Consider the following 18112-nt stretch of genomic DNA (forward strand, 5'->3'; position numbering starts at 1 on the left):
GCTTGGGTGCTACTTGGTGATCGGGCCGAGCACCGGGTCGTTCACGTAGGCTTCCTTCACGTTGGCCTTGGTGACGATCTGGGGCTTGAGCAGGTAGGCCGGAACGGTCTTGACGCCGTTGTCGTAGGACTCGGTGTCGTTGACCTCGAGCTCCTTGCCCTGCTGCAGGTCCTTGACCATGGTCACCGTGTGCTCGACGAGGGCCCGGGTGTCCTTGTTGATGGTGGAGTACTGCACGCCCTTCATGATCGACTTCACCGATTCGACCTCGGAGTCCTGGCCGGTGACGATCGGGGTTTCCTTGCCGGCTGCCTTGACGGAGGTCAGGACGGCCCGGGCGAGCGTGTCGTTCGGCGACAACACGCCGTCGACCTTCTTCGAGCCCGGGTAGGTACCGGTCAGCAGGGTGTCCATGCGCTTCTGGGCGTTCTCGGCCTTCCAGCCCTGGGTGACCGCCTGGTCGAACTTCTTCTGGCCCGAGGCGACCTTGAGCGTGCCGTCGTCGATCTTCGGCTTCAGCACGTCCATGGCGCCGTCGAAGAACACCTTGGCGTTGGCGTCATCGGGGGAGCCGGCGAAGAGCTCGATGTTGTACGGCGCCTTGCCCTTCTTTTCCTTCAGCCCGTCCAGCAGGGCCTGGCCCTGCAGCTGGCCGACCTTGAAGTTGTCGTACGCCACGTAGTAGTCGACGTCCGGGGTGTTCAGCAGCAGGCGGTCGTAGGCGATGATGGTGGCCCCGGCCTCCTTGGCGGCCTTGAGCTGGTTGCCCAGCTGCTTGCCGTCGATGGCACCGACGACGATGACCTTCGCGCCCTTGGTGATCATGGCGTTGATCTGGTTCTGCTGTTCGGCGACGCCGCCGTTGGCGAACTGGACGTCGGGCTTGAACCCGGCCTCCTTCAGGTCCTTGTTGAACAGGTTCTCCGCCAGGACCCAGTTTTCGCTGGTCTTCTGCGGCAGGGCGACGCCGATGGTGGCGCCCTCGTCGAATCCGGCGGCGGAGGAGTCCGCCGCGGCATCGGTGTTGGCGTCCTGTCGGCCACAGCCGGTCAGCGCCAGCGCGGCGATCGCGGTGACCGCCGCGAACTTGGTTGCCTTGCCCATGATTTTCATTGGTTTCCCTTTTCTGGTGTGAGAGAGGTGGAGCTGGTGGGTTTCAGGCCCCGGTGGGGATCTTTTCCTCGGCGGCCTCGACGGCCTCCGGTTCGGGTTTGTTCTTGGTGAGCAGTCCGCGGGAGAGCATCCCGGTGATGGACGGCTTGCCCTGGGATTTGTTGTAGACGTCGAAGGCGACGGCGGCGAGCAGTACCAGGCCCTTGATGATCTGGGTGGCGTCGGCGCCGACGCCGAGCAGCTGCAGTCCGTTGTTCAGCACTGCCATGACCAGGCCGCCGATGATCGATCCGACGACGGTGCCGACACCGCCGGTGACCGCCGCGCCGCCGATAAAGACGGCGGCGATCGCATCGAGTTCCCACATCATGCCGTCCGAGGGGCCGGAGGCGGTGGAACGGCCGACGAAGATCATGCCGGCCAGGCCGGCGAGGATGGCCATGTTCATCATGACCAGGAAGTTGACCTTCTTGGAGCGCACGCCCGAGAGTTCTGCAGCGTGGCGGTTGCCGCCGACGGCGTAGATGTGGCGGCCGATGACGGTGCGCGAGGAGACGAAGCCGTAGATGATGACCAGTCCGATGAGGATGATGCCCGGAATCGGCAGCGAGGTTCCGGGGCGTCCGGTGGCGAAGAGGTACGTGGCGTAGAGGATGACGGCGCTGATCAGGGCCAGCTTGGTGATCTGCACCCACATCGGCGCGACGACGGCGCCCAGGCGGGCTGCCTTGGTCCGGGCCCGCAGCCCCAGGGTGACGACCAGGGCGACAGTGGCCAGGCCCAGGAGCACCGTGAGGTTGTTGTATCCGGTGTTGGGGCCGATCTCCGGCAGGTACCCGGCGCCGATGTACTGGAAGTCCTCCGGGACGGGGACGGTGTTGGACTTGCCGACGAACTGGTTGAGCCCGCGGAAGAGCATCATGCCCGCCAGGGTCACGATGAACGCCGGGATGCCGACGTAGGCCACCCAGAACCCCTGCCAGGCGCCGATGACGGCGCCGAGGGCGAGGCCGAGCAGGACGCCGGCCCACCAGGGCAGGCTCCAATCGCGGATGGCGATGGCGACCGTGATGCCCACGAAGGCGGCGATGGAGCCGACGGAGAGGTCGATGTGCCCGGCAATGATGACCAGCACCATGCCGATGGCCAGGATGAGGATGTAGGCGTTGCCGTTGAGCAGGTTCATCAGGTTGCCGGAGGTGAGGGTCACGCCTTCGGTCATGATCTGGAAGAAGACCACCAGGGCCACCAGGGCGAAGATCATGCCGAATTGGCGGGTGTTGCCGCCAAAGAGCTGCTTGATCGCGTTCATTGTTTGTTCCTTGGTTCGCGGGGTTTGCGGGGGAGGCCGGCCGGCTGGCCTAGGCGGGGACGCGGCTTGAGGTCATGAGCCGCATGAGATGTTCGGGGGTTGCCTCGGATTTGTCGACGACGCCGGTGACGGCGCCTTCGAAGATGGTGTAGATCCTGTCGGAGAGTCCAAGGAGCTCGGGCAGCTCGGAGGAGATGACGATAACCCCCTTGCCCTGGTTGGCCAGTTCCTGGATGATCCCGTAGATCTCGAACTTCGCCCCGACGTCGATGCCGCGGGTGGGCTCGTCCAGGATCAGCAGGTCGGGTTGGGTGAACATCCACTTGGCCAGCACCACCTTCTGCTGGTTGCCGCCTGAGAGCTTGTCCACGCCTTCCTCCACGGAGGGGGTCTTGGTGCGCAGCGTCTTGCGGTAGTGTTCGGCGACCTCGAATTCACGGTTCCGGTCCACGATGGAGCGGGGGGAGATCTCCTTCAGGTTTGCCGAGACGGTGGTGGACTTGATGTCGTCCAGCAGGTTCAGCCCCAGGGTCTTGCGGTCCTCGGTGACGTAGCCCAGGCCGGCATCGATGGCCTGGGCGACGTTGCGCAGCACGACCTCCTGGCCGTTCAGGGTGAGGGTGCCGGAGAGGTACTTGCCGTAGGAGCGTCCGAAGACCGAGCGGGCGAGTTCGGTGCGGCCGGCGCCCATGAGGCCGGCGAAACCGACGATCTCACCGCGGCGGACGAAGAAGCTGGAGTCCTTGCAGACCATCCGGTCCGCGATCTGCGGGTGGGCGACGTTCCAGTGGCTGACCTCGAAGAACTTCTCGCCGATCCGGGGCGAGTGCTCCGGGAAGCGGGACTCGAGCGTGCGGCCCACCATGCCCTTGATGATGCGGTCCTCGTTGACCCCGTCGTCGGCGACATGCAGGGTCTCGATGGATTCGCCGTCGCGCAGGATGGTGATGGAGTCGGCGACCTGTTCGATCTCGTTGAGCTTGTGGGAGATCATGATCGAGGTGATGCCCTTGCCCTTCAGGCCCCGGATCAGATCCAGCAGGTGCTGGGAGTCCGATTCGTTCAGCGCCGCGGTGGGCTCGTCGAGGATGAGCAGCTTCACCGACTTGTTCAGGGCCTTGGCGATCTCCACGAGTTGCTGCTTGCCGACGCCGATTTCCTTGATCGGGGTGTCGGGTGAATCCGAGAGGCCGACGCGGGCGAGCAGTTCCATGGCGCGCACCCGGGCACCGGCCCAGTCGATGATGCCGAACCGGGTCGGCTCGTTGCCCAGGAAGATGTTCTCCAGGATGCTCAACTCCGGGATCAGCGCCAGTTCCTGGTGGATGATCACGATGCCGGCTTCCTCGCTGGCGTTGATGCCGCGGAAGGACTGCACGGCGCCCTGGAAGTAGATGTCCCCGGTGTAGGTCCCATGGGGGTAGACGCCGGAGAGGACCTTCATCAGGGTGGACTTCCCGGCACCGTTTTCGCCGCAGATGGCGTGGATCTCCCCGGCGCGGACGGCCAGGTTGACGTCGGAGAGGGCCTTGACGCCCGGGAACTCCTTGGTGATGGAGCGCATCTCCAGGATGTTGGGCGTCTGGTGCCCGGTGGGTGCTGTCTGCATGGTGCCCTGCGGCCTTCCGGTGGGTGCGTTGTGGGGGAGTGGGTTCGTGTCCTGGTGTTCGCGTGCGGGATCAGGGGGCACGGATGCCCACATGCTGGAAGGCCAGCGCCGCGGCACCGAGCGCCTCGGCCCGGTCGCCCAACGAGGACATGACCAGGGTCGTGCTTTCGCCGACGACGGGGACCGCGTGGCGCAGCAGGCCGCGCCGGATGGGATCGAGCAGCAGGTCTCCGAGACCTGCCAGCGGACCGCCGACGACGATGACCTCGGGGTTGAGCAGGTTGGCGATGTTGCCCAGTTCCTGGCCGACGGCCATCCCGGCGTCGTCCACCACGCGCAGGACGGCCGAGCTGCCCTCGAGGCCCTGTCCGACGATGTCCTCAGCTGTTTCCGGGGGTTGTCCCGAGCGGGAGAGCAGGTTGGTCATCACGGTGGTGGAGGCGACGGTTTCCAGGCAGCCGCGGTTGCCGCACCGGCAGACCGAGCCGTGCTCCTGGACCGTGGCGTGGCCGATCTCCCCGGTGATGCCGACGTTGCCGTAGTAGGGGATGCCGCTGATGATCAGGCCCGCGCCGATGCCGGAGCCGATCTTGATGAAGATCAGGTTCTCCAGCCCGTTGTGCGGGCCCCAGGTGACCTCGGCCAGGGCGCCGAGGTTCGCGTCGTTGTCCACGATGACCGGCAGGTCCAGGGTCTCCTCCAGGCGTTCCTGGATGTTGATGCCGACCCATTCGGGCAGGATGGCCCCCTGGGCGACGGTGCCGGTGCGGCGGTCGATCGGTCCGGGGATGCCCACGCCGGCGCCGATGAGGGCGCTGGGGGCCAGGCCCTTGGAGGCCAGCAGTTCGGTGATCAGGCCCGCTGCGGCGGCGATGCCCTCCTCGGCGTGGTGGCCCAGGGGCAGGATGATGGTCTTCTCGGCGACGACCTGGTAGTTCAGCGAGGAGAACACCACGCGCAGGTGGCGGCGTCCGAAGTCGATGCCCACGGCGATCGCCCCATCGCTGATGAGCTTGACGTTCAACGCACGGCGGCCGGAGCTGGTGGTGGGTTCGGTGCTGACCAGGCCCGCAGTCTGCATGAACTTCACGATGTTGGACACGGTGGCGGTGGACAGCCCGGTCTGCCGGGCCAGTTCGGCCTGGGTGGAGGGGCCGGAGAGCAGGCAATCGATGATGCGCTGCTGGTTCAGGTGGCGCAGCGCCGATTGGGAGCCTGGGCTCTTGCGCGTCGGTCGTGACGCGGCTCTCGTTTCCAGCATGAGAAGTAGTCTGCATCACATTTGACTTGGCGTCAAGAAGTGAACGCATGAATTGGGAAAAGCCGGTATTGGGTTTTTGAAATTACTTCAAGGGCGGTGTGCCGCGGCACCGATCAGGGCAGCGGCCACTCGTGCACCGGCCCCGAATGGTGCATGTGCTCCCAGTACAGCCGCGTCATCTCCTGCAGCGCCCGGCGGCGGTCCAGACCGTGCTTTTCCAGTCGCTCCAACGCCTGGATCTGCCACTGCGCGCCATTCTGCTCGGTGCTGGCCCGCTCACGCAGCACATCGAGGTAGCGGGCAGCGACGGCGTCGTCGACCCCGAGGTCGGACAGGCCCTCCGCGGCGAGCGGCAGCAGATGCCGCACGATGAGCTCGGACACGGGAATCTCCCCGACGCCGGGCCAGTAGACCGTGGCGTGCAGGCCGTCGCGGGCACAGGCCAGGAAGTTCTCCGAGGCGGTTCCGAAGGCCATCCGCGACCACAGCGGCCGTTGGGCGGTGCGCAGGCGCCGGACGAGCCCGAAGAAGAAGGCGGCATTGGCCACGGTGTCCAGGACGCTGGGACCGGCGGGCAACAGGCGGTTCTCCAGGCGCAGGTTCGGCAGGGCCGACCCCGGGTCGTAGATGGGCCGGTTCCAGCGGTAGACCGTCCCGTTGTGCAGCAACAGCTCATGCAGCCGCGGGGCACCGGCCCGGGTCTTTTCCGCCCGCCGGCCGGAGAGCTCGGGCAGCAGCGCCGGGAAATACCGGACGTTCTCCTCGAACAGGTCGAAGAAGGAGGTGATCCAGCGTTCGCCGAACCAGACCCGTGGCCGCACCCCCTGGGCACGCATCTCCGGGGCCCTGGTATCGATCGACTGCTTGAACAATTCGATGCGCGTTTCATGCCAGAGCACCTTCTCCAGGAACACCGGGGAATTGGCGGCCAGCGCGATCTGCGGTCCGGCGATGATCTGGGCGGCGTTCCAGGCCGAGGCGAATTCCCCGGGGGCCAGCTGCACATGCAGCTGGACGGAGGTGCAGGCGGCCTCCGGGGCGATGGTCTGGGCGTAGAAGCGCAGGTGTTCGGCCCCGTTGATGTCGATCAGCACGTCCTCGCCGCGGGCCTGCAGCACCGAGGTGTTCAGGGCTGCGTAGCGCTTGCCGGAGCTCATCCAGTCCTTGTCCTGCAGCTGCTCGGCGCGCAGCGTGGGCAGGATGCCCGTCATCAGCAAGTCGGCGCCCGCGGCGTCTGCCCGGGCGTCGGCCCGGTTGAGTTGTTCGCGCAGGCTCTCCTCGAGATCGCGCAGCCCGCGCCCGGACACCTCCAGGGCCGGGTGGTTCAGCTCGATGTTGAACGCACCGATCTCCGTCTGGAAGGCCTCGTCGGCGATCGATTCGAGCACCTCGGCATTGCGCATCGCCGGGGTGAAGTCCTCGTTGGCCAGGTTCAGCTCGAGTTCCAGGCCGATGGTTCCCGACGCGGCGAAGTGCCCGTCGGCGAGGAAGGCCTCGAAGGTCTCGAGGTTCTGGATCAGGCGCTCACGGTACGTGGTCCGCTGTGCCCGCGTGAAGGTCTTCTTGCTGACTTCGGCTCCCATGCACTGAGAGTACTGGCGAGTGGCCGTGCTGTATACGGCAACCGCCCGCGCCGGCAGCCCCCTCGGCGGGGACCGCCCGCTCAGCGGGCTGCGTCGTTGGGGTAGCTGATCCCGAGCTGCTTGCGTACCCCGTCGAGCAGGTGCATGGTGTCCACCGAATCGGACCAGCTCATCGTCGGGCTTTCGAGCAGGCCCTGCTGGATGCAGCGGGTGGCCTCCCTCAGCTCATACACGTAGTTGCGCCCCACCGGCTCAAAGTGCTCGGTGCGCGGCTCGCCCTCCAACGGGTGGACGGTGAAGGACGAGGGGTTGTTCAACGGGCCGGCGGTGCGCAGCCAGCCGGTGCTGCCGGCGATGACCGCCTCACGTGGCCCGGCACCGGTGAGCGAGCAGAGCAGCTGGGCCTGCACTCCCGAACCGTAGCCCAGGGTGAGGGACTCCTGGGTGTCCACACCGTCGTCGTTCAGGTGCCCGGCGGCCTGCACCGAGTGGGGGAAGCCCAGGGTGCCCAGCGCCCAGGTGAGCGGGTAGACGGCCAGGTCCAGCAGGGCTCCACCGCCGGCGGCGGGGTCCCAGAGCCGCCAGGTGCGGTCGTAGGGGGCGGGGAATCCGAGGTCGGCCCGGACCCAGGAGATGTCGCCGAGCCCACCGGAATCGATCAGTTCCAGGGCGCGGTGCACCGCCGGCAGGAACCGGGTCCACACCGCCTCCATGAGGAAGAGCCCCCGGGTGCGGGCCAGCTCCACGAGCTCGATCGCCTCGGCGGCGTTGATGGTCAGCGACTTCTCGCACAACACGTGCTTGCCCGCGGCCAGGGCCTGGCGGGCGGCCTCGAAGTGCTGGCCGTGCGGGGTGGCGATGTAGACGGCTTCAACGTCCGGATCCGCGAGCAACGCCGCCAGGCCCGTCCGTTCGGCGTCGTCCCCATGGGATGAGGCGAAACCGTGCTCGGAGGCGAACGCCGCGGCCCGCCGGGCGTCCCGGGAGGACACGGCATGCAGGACGGAGTCCTCCAGCAGGGCCAGGTCGGAGGTGACCGTGTGGGCGATGCGTCCGGTGGAGACCACGCCCCAGCGCACCGGGCGGCCCGTCGCGGACAGCGGGGAGGGGGCGTTCGGTGCCGCACAGGGTGGGGTGGGGAAGCGCAGGCTCATGCCCCCAGCTTCGCACGGGGTACCCGGGGCGGCAACGCGCCGCCGCGCAGCTCAGCCGGCGTTGGCCGCGCGGTGCTTCTCGGCCAACACCAGGTAGTGCTCGGTGTTGGTGCGCAGCCCGTCGACCTCCTCGTCGGTCAGTTCGCGGCGGACCTTGGCCGGGACTCCGGCGACCAACGAGCGCGGCGGCACCACGGTGCCCTCCAGCACCAGGGCGCCCGCGGCGACGAGGGACTGCTCGCCGATCCGGGCACCGTTCATCACGGTGGCGCTCATGCCGATCAGGCAGCCGTCGCCGATGGTGCAGCCGTGGATCACCGCCGCGTGGCCGACGGAAACGCCGGTGCCCACCGTGGCCGGGTAGCCGGAATCGGCATGCACGACGACGTTGTCCTGCAGGTTGGTCATGGCGCCGATGCGGATGGGGGCCGAATCCCCGCGCACCGAGACACCGTAGAAAGCGCTGGCGCGCTCGCCGATCTCGACGTCGCCGGACAGGGTGGCGGTCGGGGCGATGAAGGAGGGCTGGGCGACCTTGGGAGTCTTCGAATCGATGGTGATGATGTGGGTCATGACCCGAGTCTACAAAGACCGCCGGGGCGGGGTCCTAGTTGAAGACGACGGTGCGGCGCCCGTCGAGCAGGACGCGGCGCTGGGCGGCCCACTGCACTGCCTGGGCCAGGGTGCGGCCCTCCACGTCGCGGCCCATGGCCACGAACTGCTCAGGGGTCTTGGCGTGGTCGACCCGGATGACCTGCTGTTCGATGATCGGGCCCTCGTCCAGGTCGGCCGTCACGTAGTGGGCCGTGGCCCCGATCATCTTCACGCCGCGGGCGTGGGCCTGGTGGTACGGCCTGGCTCCCTTGAAGGAGGGCAGGAAGGAGTGGTGGATGTTGATGGCCCGGCCGTTGAGCTCGCGGCAGAGCCCGTCGGAGAGGATCTGCATGTAGCGGGCCAGGACCACCAGTTCGATGTCGTGTTCGCGCACCAGTTCCAGCAGGCGTGCCTCGGCGTCGGCCTTGGTGCCGGGGGTGACGGGCAGGTGCAGGAAGTCCACCCCGTAGAACCTGGCCATCGGCTCCAGGTCCCGGTGGTTGGAGACGATGAGCGGGACCTCGATCGGCAGAGATCCGGCACGTTGCTGGAAGAGCAGGTCGTTCAGGGCGTGCCCGGCGGTGGAGCACATGATCAGCGTGCGCAGCGGCTGGGCCTCGGGGTGCACGGCCAACGTCATGGCGAAGCGGGTGGACACCTCATCGAGCGGGGCGCGCACGGCGTCGATCCCTGATTCGGTGGACACGGCGACGCGCATGAAGAACAGTCCGGACTCGGGGCTTTCGAACTGCTGGGACTCCGTGATGTTGCATCCCGCCTTCAGCAGGGCACCGGAAACGGCGTGCACGATGCCGGGCTGGTCGGCGCAGGAGAGGGTCACGATGAATTGCTGGCTGGTCACCTTCCCTAGCCTACCGGCACCGGTTGGAGTGAGCGCAGGGCGGCCAGGGCCGCTGCCCGGCCGGCCCGGGTGGCGCCCAGCGTGGAGGCGGAGGCGCCGTAGCCGACCATGAACAGCCGCGGCTCGCGCACCACGGAGACCGCGTCGGCCGCCATGCGGATCCCGCCGCCGGGTTCACGCAGCCGCAACGGGGCCAGATGCTCCACCGCCGCCCGGAAGCCGGTGGCCCACAGCACCGAGTCCAGTTCCGTCGTCGTGCCGTCGGAGAAGAGCGCACCGTGCGGGAGCAGGCGGGCCAGCGGCCCCCGGGAGACCAGGACGCCGGAGGCGATGCCGGCCCGGTAGGGCCCGGTGAGCGGGAGCCCGGTTTCGGAGACCACGCTGCGCGGGGGCAGGCCCGCAGTGGTGCGGGCGTTGACCCGTTCCTGGACCCCGCGGCCCCACTCGACGTCGAAGGCCTCCGCCGTCCAATCCGGGGGACGCCGGGTCGACCAGGTGGTCCGGGCACCGGCGGCGTCGAGCTGGAGCAGGAACTGCGCCGCCGACGTCCCGCCGCCGACCACCAGCACGCGCTCGCCGGCGAAATCTGTGGCGTCGGTGAAGTCGTGGGTGTGCAGTTGCCGGCCGGTGAAGTCGGCGCGCCCGGGGTAGTACGGCCAATACGGCCGGTCCCAGGTGCCGGTGGCATTGATGAGGGCACCGGCTCTCCAGCTCCTCCCATCGGCTGCGGTGACCACCAGCGGGCCGGTGGGGTCGGCGCCGCGGGACACGGAGGCGACCGTGACGGGGCGGATGACGCGCAGGTCGAAATGCCGTTCGTAGGCGCCGTAGTACCGGGCGACGACGGCGGAGGCCGGCTCGTGTGGATTCGGGGAGCCCAGGGGCAGGCCGGGCAGGTCGTGCAGAGCGTGGGCCGCATCGAAGGTCAACGAGTCCCAGCGGTGCCGCCACGCCCCACCGGGTCCGGCGTTGGCATCGAGCACCACGAAGTCCACCCCTGGCCGCAGGCCGCGCCGATTCAGGTGGTAGGCCGCGCTGAGCCCCGCCTGTCCGGCGCCGATGATGACGACCTGCACGCTTCACTCCTTTGCTTGAATACTCAACTACTGGGGGAACGGAGGCGCTGCCGCGGGTATTCCCCGCGGGCCGTGGCACCCGCGGGCGGGGCGGCCGTCTTCATGGTGCGCAACGCTGGCGTAAACCTTGGGACGGCCGTGGTCCGCTCGGTTAGCATGGGAGCGTCGTGACTGGCGTATTTGTGGAGGACCACGGGGGAGCGACGACAGGACCAGAACACCGGATCGCGCGCCTGGACCCGGTGTCAGCGAGACGGCTTGCGCCGTCGTCGTGCTCCAGACCGCACATTGTCCCCGTCAGCAGGAGAACCACCCGTGAGCCAAGACACCACCGTCACCAACCAGCCCCTGTCCGAGGTGGACCCGGAGATCGCAGCGGTCCTGGCCGCCGAACTCGGCCGGCAGCGCAACACCCTGGAAATGATCGCCTCGGAGAACTTCGCCCCGCGCGCCGTCCTGCAGGCCCAGGGTTCGGTGCTGACCAACAAGTACGCCGAAGGCTACCCGGGGCGCCGCTACTACGGTGGCTGCGAGCACGTGGACGTCGCCGAGAACCTCGCCCGTGACCGGGTGAAGTCCCTCTTCGGTGCGAAGTACGCCAACGTCCAGCCGCACTCCGGCGCCTCCGCCAACGCTGCGGCCCTGGCCGCGATGATCGAACCCGGCGACAAGATCCTGGGCCTCTCGCTGGCCCACGGCGGACACCTCACCCACGGGATGAAGCTGAACTTCTCCGGCAAGCTCTACCAGGTCGCCGCCTACGAGGTGGAACCCGACACGTTCACCGTGGACATGGACAAGCTGCGCGCCCAGGCCATCGCCGAAAAGCCCCAGGTCATCATCGCCGGCTGGTCCGCCTACCCGCGCCAGCTCGACTTCGCGGCCTTCCGCTCCATCGCCGACGAGGTCGGGGCGCTGCTCTGGGTCGACATGGCCCACTTCGCCGGACTCGTCGCCGCCGGACTGCACCCGAACCCGGTGCCGTACGCCGACGTCGTGACCTCCACCGTGCACAAGACGCTGGCGGGACCGCGTTCGGGCCTGATCCTGACCAACGACCTGGAGCTGTACAAGAAGATCAACTCCAACGTCTTCCCCGGCCAGCAGGGCGGACCGCTGATGCACGCCATCGCCGGCAAGGCGGTCGCCTTCAAGATCGCCGCGTCCGAGGAGTTCCGCGAACGCCAGGAACGCACCCTGGCCGGATCCCGCATCCTCGCCGAGCGCCTCGGCGCCGAGGATGTCACGGCGAAGGGCGTCTCCGTGCTTACCGGCGGCACCGACGTGCACCTGGTCCTGGTGGACCTGCGCGACTCCGAGCTGGACGGCAAGCAGGCGGAGGACCTGCTGCATTCCATCGGCATCACGGTCAACCGCAACGCCGTCCCGTTCGACCCGCGCCCCCCGATGGTGACCTCCGGGCTGCGCATCGGCACCCCGGCGCTGGCCACCCGCGGCTTCGGTGCCGCCGAATTCACCGAGGTCGCCGACATCATCGCCACCGCCCTGCGCGACGGCGCCGGCGCGGACACCGCGGCCCTGAACGCCCGGGTGGAAAAACTCGCGGCCGACTTCCCCCTCTACGCGGAACTGGAGCAGTGGTGACCATGGCAGAACGCGCACAAATCCTCGACGGCAAGGCCACCGCGGCGGCCATCAAGGCGGAGCTGGCCGAACGCGTGTCCGCCCTGGCCCAACGCGGTGTGACCCCCGGGCTGGGCACCATCCTGGTCGGGGATGACCCGGGATCGAAGTGGTACGTCGGCGGCAAGCACAAGGACTGCGCCGAGGTCGGCATCACCTCGATCCGCATCGACCTGCCCGAGGACACCACCGAGGACGAGCTGCTGGCCAAGGTCCGCGAACTCAACGAGAACCCGGAGTGCACCGGCTACATCGTGCAGCTGCCGTTGCCGGCACACATCGACCAGGACACCGTGTTGGAGGCGATGGACCCGTCCAAGGACGCCGACGGGCTGCACCCGATGAACCTGGGCCGGCTCGTGGCCAACGTCAACCGCCCCATGGAATCCCCGCTGCCCTGCACGCCGAAGGGCTGCGTGGAGCTGCTGGCCCGCCACGACCTCGACCTCAAGGGCAAGAACGTCCTGGTGGTCGGGCGCGGGGTGACCATCGGCCGGCCCATCGGCCTGCTGCTCACCCGCAAGGAGATCAACGCGACGGTCACCCTGGCCCACACCGGGACCACCGACCTGGCCGCCCACCTGGCGCGCGCCGACGTGGTCATCGCCGCCGCCGGATCCCCGCACATGATCAAGGCGGGCGACCTCAAGCCCGGGGCGATCGTCCTGGACGTCGGCGTCAGCCGGGTCGACGACGGCTCCGGCAAGGCCAAGGTCACCGGGGACGTGGATCCCGCGGCGTACGACGTCGCCTCCTGGATCTCCCCGAACCCCGGGGGCGTGGGCCCGATGACCCGCGCCATGCTGCTCTCCAACGTGGTGGAGTCCGCCGAACGCCAGGCCGGCTGAGCCACACCCCTGGCCGAGGACACCACACCGCGCACCGATCCAACGGGGCCCGGGAACCAGCTGGTTCCCGGGCCCCGTTGGCTCTGCCGGCGTGCTCCGGGTGCCTACACCCCACGGAGTACGACGGCGGTACCCCGGCTACCGCTGGGGGCGGATGATCCACTCCCCGGGCGCGGGTACCCTCAAGGCATGGGAAGACGCCGAGCGCCGCTGGCCGTGCTGCCGGTGGTCGTGGCAGTCATCGAACTCGTCGGCTCCACCGTCGCCGCCCGCCACCAGGGCGTTGGCCTTCCGGCCGGTGCCATCGTGCTGCTCCTGGCCGGCCCGGCGCTGCTGTTCCTGCGCCGCAGGGCTCCTGGCCCCGCCGTCGCGGCGATCACCCTGGTCGACGGCGCCTATCTGCTCGCCGGCTACCCGTGGGGTCCGGCGCTGCTCTCGCTGGCCCTGGGCCTGGTGTTCTCGGTGCTGGGCCGCGCCCGTTGGTGGGGGTGGGCGTCGGTGGCCGTGCTGGCGGCCGGGTTCGCCGTCGCCGGCCTGGTTCCGGGCTGGGCCCCGGGTACCGGACAGGCGGCCGGCCAGGGACGGTGGCTGGCGATGCCCGCCTGGTTCGCCGTCATCCTGCTGGTCACCGAACTGGTCCGTTCACGACGGGACCGCGCCAGCGAACAACGCAGGATCGCCCGCGAACAGATCGCTCACCGCCGCGACGAGGAACGCCTGGTGCTGGCCCGGGACATCCACGACGTCGTCGCGCATTCGCTGTCGATGATCAACGTGCAGTCCTCCGTGGCCCTGCACCTGGGCCGCCGCAACCCCGACCCGGAGGCCCTGCTTCAGGCACTGGCCACCATCAAGGCCGGGTCCGCTTCCGCGCTGGCCGAGGTGCGGGAGGTCCTCGCCGTGCTGCGCCAGGACGCGCCCCGGGTCCCCGGCCAGCGGCTCGACGCGCTGGCCGAGCTCATCGACCGGGTCCGCTCCGCGGGACTGGAGGTCGGCTACACCGCCCCGGCCCGGCCGTGGCCCGCCTGGGTCGGCGAGCGGACCGAGAACGTGCTGTACCGCGCCGTCCAGGAGTCGCTGACCAACGTGGTCCGCCACGCGCAGGCGACGTCGGTGGACATCGAGGTGTCCCTCCAGGAGGCGGGTGCCCGGCTGCGCGTGGCCGACGACGGTCGCGGCCGTGGCGAGAACGGGGAGGGCAACGGCCTGCGCGGCCTGCGCGAACGCGTGGCAGCGCTGGGTGGAACCGTCAGCATCGAGGACGCCGACGCCGACGCCGACGGCACCGGCACCATCATCACCGTCACCCTTCCGGCCCAGGAGGCCCCATGACCACCGTGCTGCTGGCCGACGACCAGGCCCTCATCCGTGCAGGATTCCGTGCCCTGCTCGACGCCGAAGAGGACCTCGAGGTCGTGGGCGAGGCCTCCACCGGGCAAACGGCCCTGGCCCAGGCACGGGCCCTGCGCCCCGACGTCGTGCTCATGGACATCCGCATGCCAGACGGCGACGGAATCGAGGCGGCCACCGCACTGCTGGCCGACCCCGGCCTCACCGCCACCAAGGTCATCATGCTCACCACGTTCGAGCTCGACGACTACATCCTGGACTCCGTGCGGGCCGGGGCCAGCGGATTCCTGGTCAAGGACACCGAACCCGAGGAGCTGCTGCGCGCGGTGCGTGCCGTGGCCCGCGGCGATGCGCTGCTCTCGCCCTCGGTCACCCGCCGGCTGCTCGCCCGCCTCGCCGCCGCCCGCCGGGCAGCCCCCCGCCCGGCGGCCGACATCCAGGCGCTGACCGGGCGCGAGCGCGAGGTCCTGGCCCTGGTGGGCCGCGGCCTGAACAACGCGGGCATTGCCGCCCGGCTGTTCATCACCCCGTTGACGGCCAAGACCCACGTGTCGCGGATCATGGGCAAGCTCGACGCCCGGGACCGCTCCCAGCTGGTGGTCCTGGCCTACGAGAGCGGGATCGTCACCGCGGGGACTGCGGAGGACGAGGGGCCCGGGCGCTAGGGTCCGCCATGGACGACGGCGGTACTCCCGCCGCCCGCCGGCACTGCTCCCGCCGGGGTAGCCGCAGCCATCCAGGTGCCTCCCCGGGGCGGATGCCCGGTCCGGGCGAGCGCGGCAAGGTGGGTGATGTGGCCAGATCGGCCACCAGTTACCCCAGGAGAAAACCATGCTCACGACCTCAGCCCTGCTCGCCGCCACCACCGCCCACACCGTTGCCCATGCCGGGCACTGGGGACACGGTGGATTCGGGTGGTGGTTCATCTTCCCGCTGTTCTGGATCGCTTTGATCGTCCTGTTCATCGTGGGGCGCCGGCGCGGTCAGCGGACCGAACACCGGCAGGCCGCCGAGGGGGTCCTGCGCGAACGCTATGCCCGCGGGGAAATCGACGAAACGGAGTTCCGGCAGCGCCTTGAAGTCCTGCACGCAGCGCAGCGCCGATGACCGCAGGTCTGTCGTCATCCGTGCAGGGATGGTAGACAAGGGCATGTAGGTCCCGATATTCCCACCCACTTAGGGGGTTCGATCTCATGGACACAGCTCAGATCATCTGGATCGTTGTCGCGGTCATCGTGGTGCTGGTCATCATCGGCATCATTGCCCGCTTCGCCGGCCGCAAGAAGGCAGAACGCCAGCGTGAAGAGGCGGGCAGGATCCGCCAAGAGGCGCAGGAAACCCAATTGCAGGCCAGGGAACGCGACAACGAGGCACGTCGCGCGGCGGCCGACGCCGACGCGGCCGAACTCAAGGCCAAGGAACGCGACGTCGAGGCCCAGCGCCTCCAGACGGAAGCCAATGACGCCGAAATCGCCGCCGAGCGCAAGCGGATGGAAGCCGAGAAATTGGGCACCGATGCCGTCGAACGCCAACGCGAAACCGATGAGCGGCTGGCCGCCGCCGACAAGTTGGACCCTGATGCCGGGAAGCGCCGGTCTGCGGACACCGACGAGAAGGCGCCGCGTCGAAAGGATGCCGATGCGGGTCGGGACACCGACGCCCGTGTTGACGGCGCCGATCGTGCGGATCGTGGCGATCGTGCCGCGGGTGCCGGTGCCGGTGCCGGTGTCGGTGCAGGCGCCGCTGCTGGTGCTGACGCAGGTCGTCGGCCCGTCGGAGAGCCGCGTGCTGGCGAGCCGCGTGCTGGCGAACCGCATCCTGCCGAGCCGCGTGCTGGCGAACCGCATCCTGCCGAGCCGCGTGCTGGCGAACCGCGTGTGGACGAAAGTGCGCCGCGTCGCCAGGATGCCGCTGCGGGTCGGGAAACCGACGCCCGTGTTGACGGCGCCGATCGTACCGCCCGTGCCGCCGAGCCACGTGCCGCCGAGCCTCGCGCAGCAGAACCGCGCGTGGACGCAACGGAGCCGCGTCGAGACGATGCCGGGTTCGCTGCGCAGGATGCCCCGCGGGCCGAATCAGCGGGTGCACCGGTCGCGGAGCACCACACCGATGCCTATGGAGGCAGGACGCGTCAGGAAGGTGAACAGCCTCGTCGTCAGGAGGCCGCCCCGGCATCCGGTGACCCCTTGGCCATGGACAGCCCGGACGCGTACGGTGCGGCTGCCGGCCAACGGACGGAGCGCCACGCTCCGCGCCCTGACGGGGAAGAGGACACGATCGACCCGCGGGGTGAAGAATCCCTGGGGCGTCACGGTGAGCTTCCCAAGCACCGCGATGGGGCCTGAGTAGGCTGTAGCGCAGGCCATTGGCGGGCCGTCCCGGTGTTCATCGCCGGGGCGGCCCGCCGTCGGTTCCGGGGCGCGGAGGACCAGGGGGCGAATCACCGGTTCCCGTCATCTGACAGGTCACGCACAGCAAGTGTGCGTAGTGTGGGGAACCAGGGAACCGGACCACTTCGGTTTCCGCGGCGTCACCGCCGAGAACTTCGCTCAGAGGGAGTTGCCGATGAGCACTCACGACCTTTCCACGACAGCCCGCCCGCCGACTCCTGGCGCACCCTTGCGCCGCAATGCCGGAGCCCGCAACTTCAGCCTTCTCAAAACCCGTGTCCTCGATGCCGGCCTCTTGCGTCGCCGCCGCGGATACTACCTGGGCGTCGTGATGCTCTTGACACTCCTCCTGGCCGCAGCGGTCACCGGATTCACGTTGCTGGGCGATAGCTGGTTCCAGTTGTTCGTCGCCGCCGCCCTGGGCATCATCCTGACCCAGTTCGCCTTCCTGGCCCACGAGGCCTCGCACCGCCAGGTCATGGAATCAGGCCCAGCCAACGACCGAGCGGGCCGGATCCTGGCCAACGCGGTGGTGGGCATCAGCTACCAGTGGTGGATGAACAAGCACACCCGGCACCACGCCAAACCGAACACCGTCGGCAAGGACCCGGACATCGAGCAGGACACGATCTCCTTCCAGCCCGAGGACGCCGCAGCGCGCACGGGGCTCATGGCCTGGTTGACCCGCCGCCAGGGGTACCTCTTCTTCCCGCTGCTCACGATGGAGGGCCTCAACCTCCACATGCAGTCGATCAAGTACCTCTTCTCCGGCAACAAGGTCAAGGCACGCAAACGCGAATTGACGACGATCGGGCTGCGTCTGGCCATCTACCTCGCCGCGATCTACATCTTCCTGCCCTGGGGGATCGCCAGCGCGTTCGTCGGCGTGCAGCTGGCCGTCTTCGGCATCTACATGGGTGCATCGTTCGCCCCCAACCACAAGGGCATGCCGCTGATCCCCAAGACGTCGACCATCGACTTCTTCAGCCGTCAGGTCCTGACCAGCCGGAACATCGTGGGCAAGACCTCCTTCGGGACCCGCATGCTCACCGGCGTCTTCGGCGGGCTGAACTACCAGGTCGAGCACCACCTGTTCCCGAGCATGCCGCGGCCGCACCTCCGCGAGGTCAGCGTCATGGTCCGCGAGTACTGCCAGGAACTGAAGGTGCCGTACACCGTCGCCTCGGTCGGCGCCTCCTACGCCCAGGTCATCAGGTACCTGAACACCGTCGGGCTCTCGGCCCGGGACCCCTTCGACTGCCCGATGGTGACGGAGTACCGACCCCACTGACGATGGTGATTGAGTTGTGCCAACC

16 protein-coding genes are annotated in these 18112 nt (G+C 68.8%); 7 read left to right on the forward strand and 9 right to left on the reverse strand.

What is annotated here, in order from left to right:
- Positions 1–9: 9 nt before the first annotated feature.
- The 9 genes from ACN0TP_RS02035 to ACN0TP_RS02075 form a co-directional block, all read right to left on the reverse strand.
- Positions 10–1113: a substrate-binding domain-containing protein gene (locus ACN0TP_RS02035; RefSeq protein ID WP_417215951.1), complete on the reverse strand. Its 1104-nt coding sequence runs from the start codon at positions 1111–1113 to the stop codon at positions 10–12.
- A 43-nt stretch (positions 1114–1156) separates the two neighbouring features.
- On the reverse strand, positions 1157–2425 hold the full coding sequence (gene mmsB / locus ACN0TP_RS02040) for a multiple monosaccharide ABC transporter permease (protein ID WP_417215954.1): 1269 nt from the start codon (positions 2423–2425) through the stop codon (positions 1157–1159).
- A gap of 49 nt (positions 2426–2474) precedes the next feature.
- Positions 2475–4034, reverse strand: a complete 1560-nt coding sequence (gene mmsA / locus ACN0TP_RS02045; protein ID WP_417215957.1) for a multiple monosaccharide ABC transporter ATP-binding protein — start codon at positions 4032–4034, stop codon at positions 2475–2477.
- A gap of 70 nt (positions 4035–4104) precedes the next feature.
- Positions 4105–5295 carry an ROK family transcriptional regulator gene (locus ACN0TP_RS02050; protein ID WP_417215959.1) on the reverse strand — a complete coding sequence of 397 codons (1191 nt, stop codon included), beginning with the start codon at positions 5293–5295 and terminating at the stop codon, positions 4105–4107.
- 113 nt (positions 5296–5408) lie between these two features.
- The gene (locus tag ACN0TP_RS02055; RefSeq protein ID WP_417215962.1) at positions 5409–6878 is read right to left on the reverse strand and encodes a glutamate--cysteine ligase; all 1470 of its coding nucleotides are present in this window, start codon (positions 6876–6878) and stop codon (positions 5409–5411) included.
- Between the two features lie 80 nt (positions 6879–6958).
- Positions 6959–8032: a Gfo/Idh/MocA family protein gene (locus ACN0TP_RS02060; RefSeq protein WP_417215964.1), complete on the reverse strand. Its 1074-nt coding sequence runs from the start codon at positions 8030–8032 to the stop codon at positions 6959–6961.
- 51 nt (positions 8033–8083) lie between these two features.
- Complete coding sequence (locus tag ACN0TP_RS02065) at positions 8084–8605, reverse strand: gamma carbonic anhydrase family protein (RefSeq protein WP_417215967.1); 522 nt, start codon at positions 8603–8605, stop codon at positions 8084–8086.
- A gap of 34 nt (positions 8606–8639) precedes the next feature.
- Positions 8640–9488 (reverse strand): formyltetrahydrofolate deformylase, encoded by an 849-nt coding sequence (gene purU, locus ACN0TP_RS02070; RefSeq protein WP_417215969.1) that lies wholly within the window; start codon positions 9486–9488, stop codon positions 8640–8642.
- A 5-nt stretch (positions 9489–9493) separates the two neighbouring features.
- Positions 9494–10564, reverse strand: coding sequence for an FAD-dependent oxidoreductase (locus ACN0TP_RS02075; RefSeq protein ID WP_417215971.1), 1071 nt, complete (start codon positions 10562–10564; stop codon positions 9494–9496).
- A 315-nt stretch (positions 10565–10879) separates the two neighbouring features.
- Between ACN0TP_RS02075 and glyA the strand changes: the two genes are divergently transcribed.
- The 7 genes from glyA to ACN0TP_RS02110 all read left to right on the forward strand — a co-directional run bounded on the left by glyA (position 10880) and on the right by ACN0TP_RS02110 (position 18087).
- On the forward strand, positions 10880–12169 hold the full coding sequence (gene glyA, locus ACN0TP_RS02080) for a serine hydroxymethyltransferase (RefSeq protein ID WP_417215973.1): 1290 nt from the start codon (positions 10880–10882) through the stop codon (positions 12167–12169).
- 2 nt (positions 12170–12171) lie between these two features.
- Complete coding sequence (locus ACN0TP_RS02085; protein ID WP_417215976.1) at positions 12172–13056, forward strand: bifunctional methylenetetrahydrofolate dehydrogenase/methenyltetrahydrofolate cyclohydrolase; 885 nt, start codon at positions 12172–12174, stop codon at positions 13054–13056.
- A 189-nt stretch (positions 13057–13245) separates the two neighbouring features.
- The gene (locus tag ACN0TP_RS02090) at positions 13246–14388 is read left to right on the forward strand and encodes a sensor histidine kinase (RefSeq protein ID WP_417215979.1); all 1143 of its coding nucleotides are present in this window, start codon (positions 13246–13248) and stop codon (positions 14386–14388) included.
- The gene (locus ACN0TP_RS02095; RefSeq protein WP_417215982.1) at positions 14385–15071 is read left to right on the forward strand and encodes a response regulator transcription factor; all 687 of its coding nucleotides are present in this window, start codon (positions 14385–14387) and stop codon (positions 15069–15071) included. The genes ACN0TP_RS02090 and ACN0TP_RS02095 overlap by 4 nt, the downstream gene beginning before the upstream one ends.
- Positions 15072–15237: 166 nt before the next feature.
- The gene (locus ACN0TP_RS02100) at positions 15238–15513 is read left to right on the forward strand and encodes an SHOCT domain-containing protein (RefSeq protein WP_417215985.1); all 276 of its coding nucleotides are present in this window, start codon (positions 15238–15240) and stop codon (positions 15511–15513) included.
- A gap of 86 nt (positions 15514–15599) precedes the next feature.
- The gene (locus ACN0TP_RS02105; protein WP_417215987.1) at positions 15600–16751 is read left to right on the forward strand and encodes a hypothetical protein; all 1152 of its coding nucleotides are present in this window, start codon (positions 15600–15602) and stop codon (positions 16749–16751) included.
- A 220-nt stretch (positions 16752–16971) separates the two neighbouring features.
- The gene (locus ACN0TP_RS02110) at positions 16972–18087 is read left to right on the forward strand and encodes a fatty acid desaturase family protein (protein ID WP_417215989.1); all 1116 of its coding nucleotides are present in this window, start codon (positions 16972–16974) and stop codon (positions 18085–18087) included.
- The last annotated feature ends 25 nt before the right edge of the window (positions 18088–18112 follow it).

This window comes from Arthrobacter sp., from assembly GCF_048266065.1.
In the GTDB taxonomy this organism is placed as follows: domain Bacteria; phylum Actinomycetota; class Actinomycetes; order Actinomycetales; family Micrococcaceae; genus Arthrobacter_H.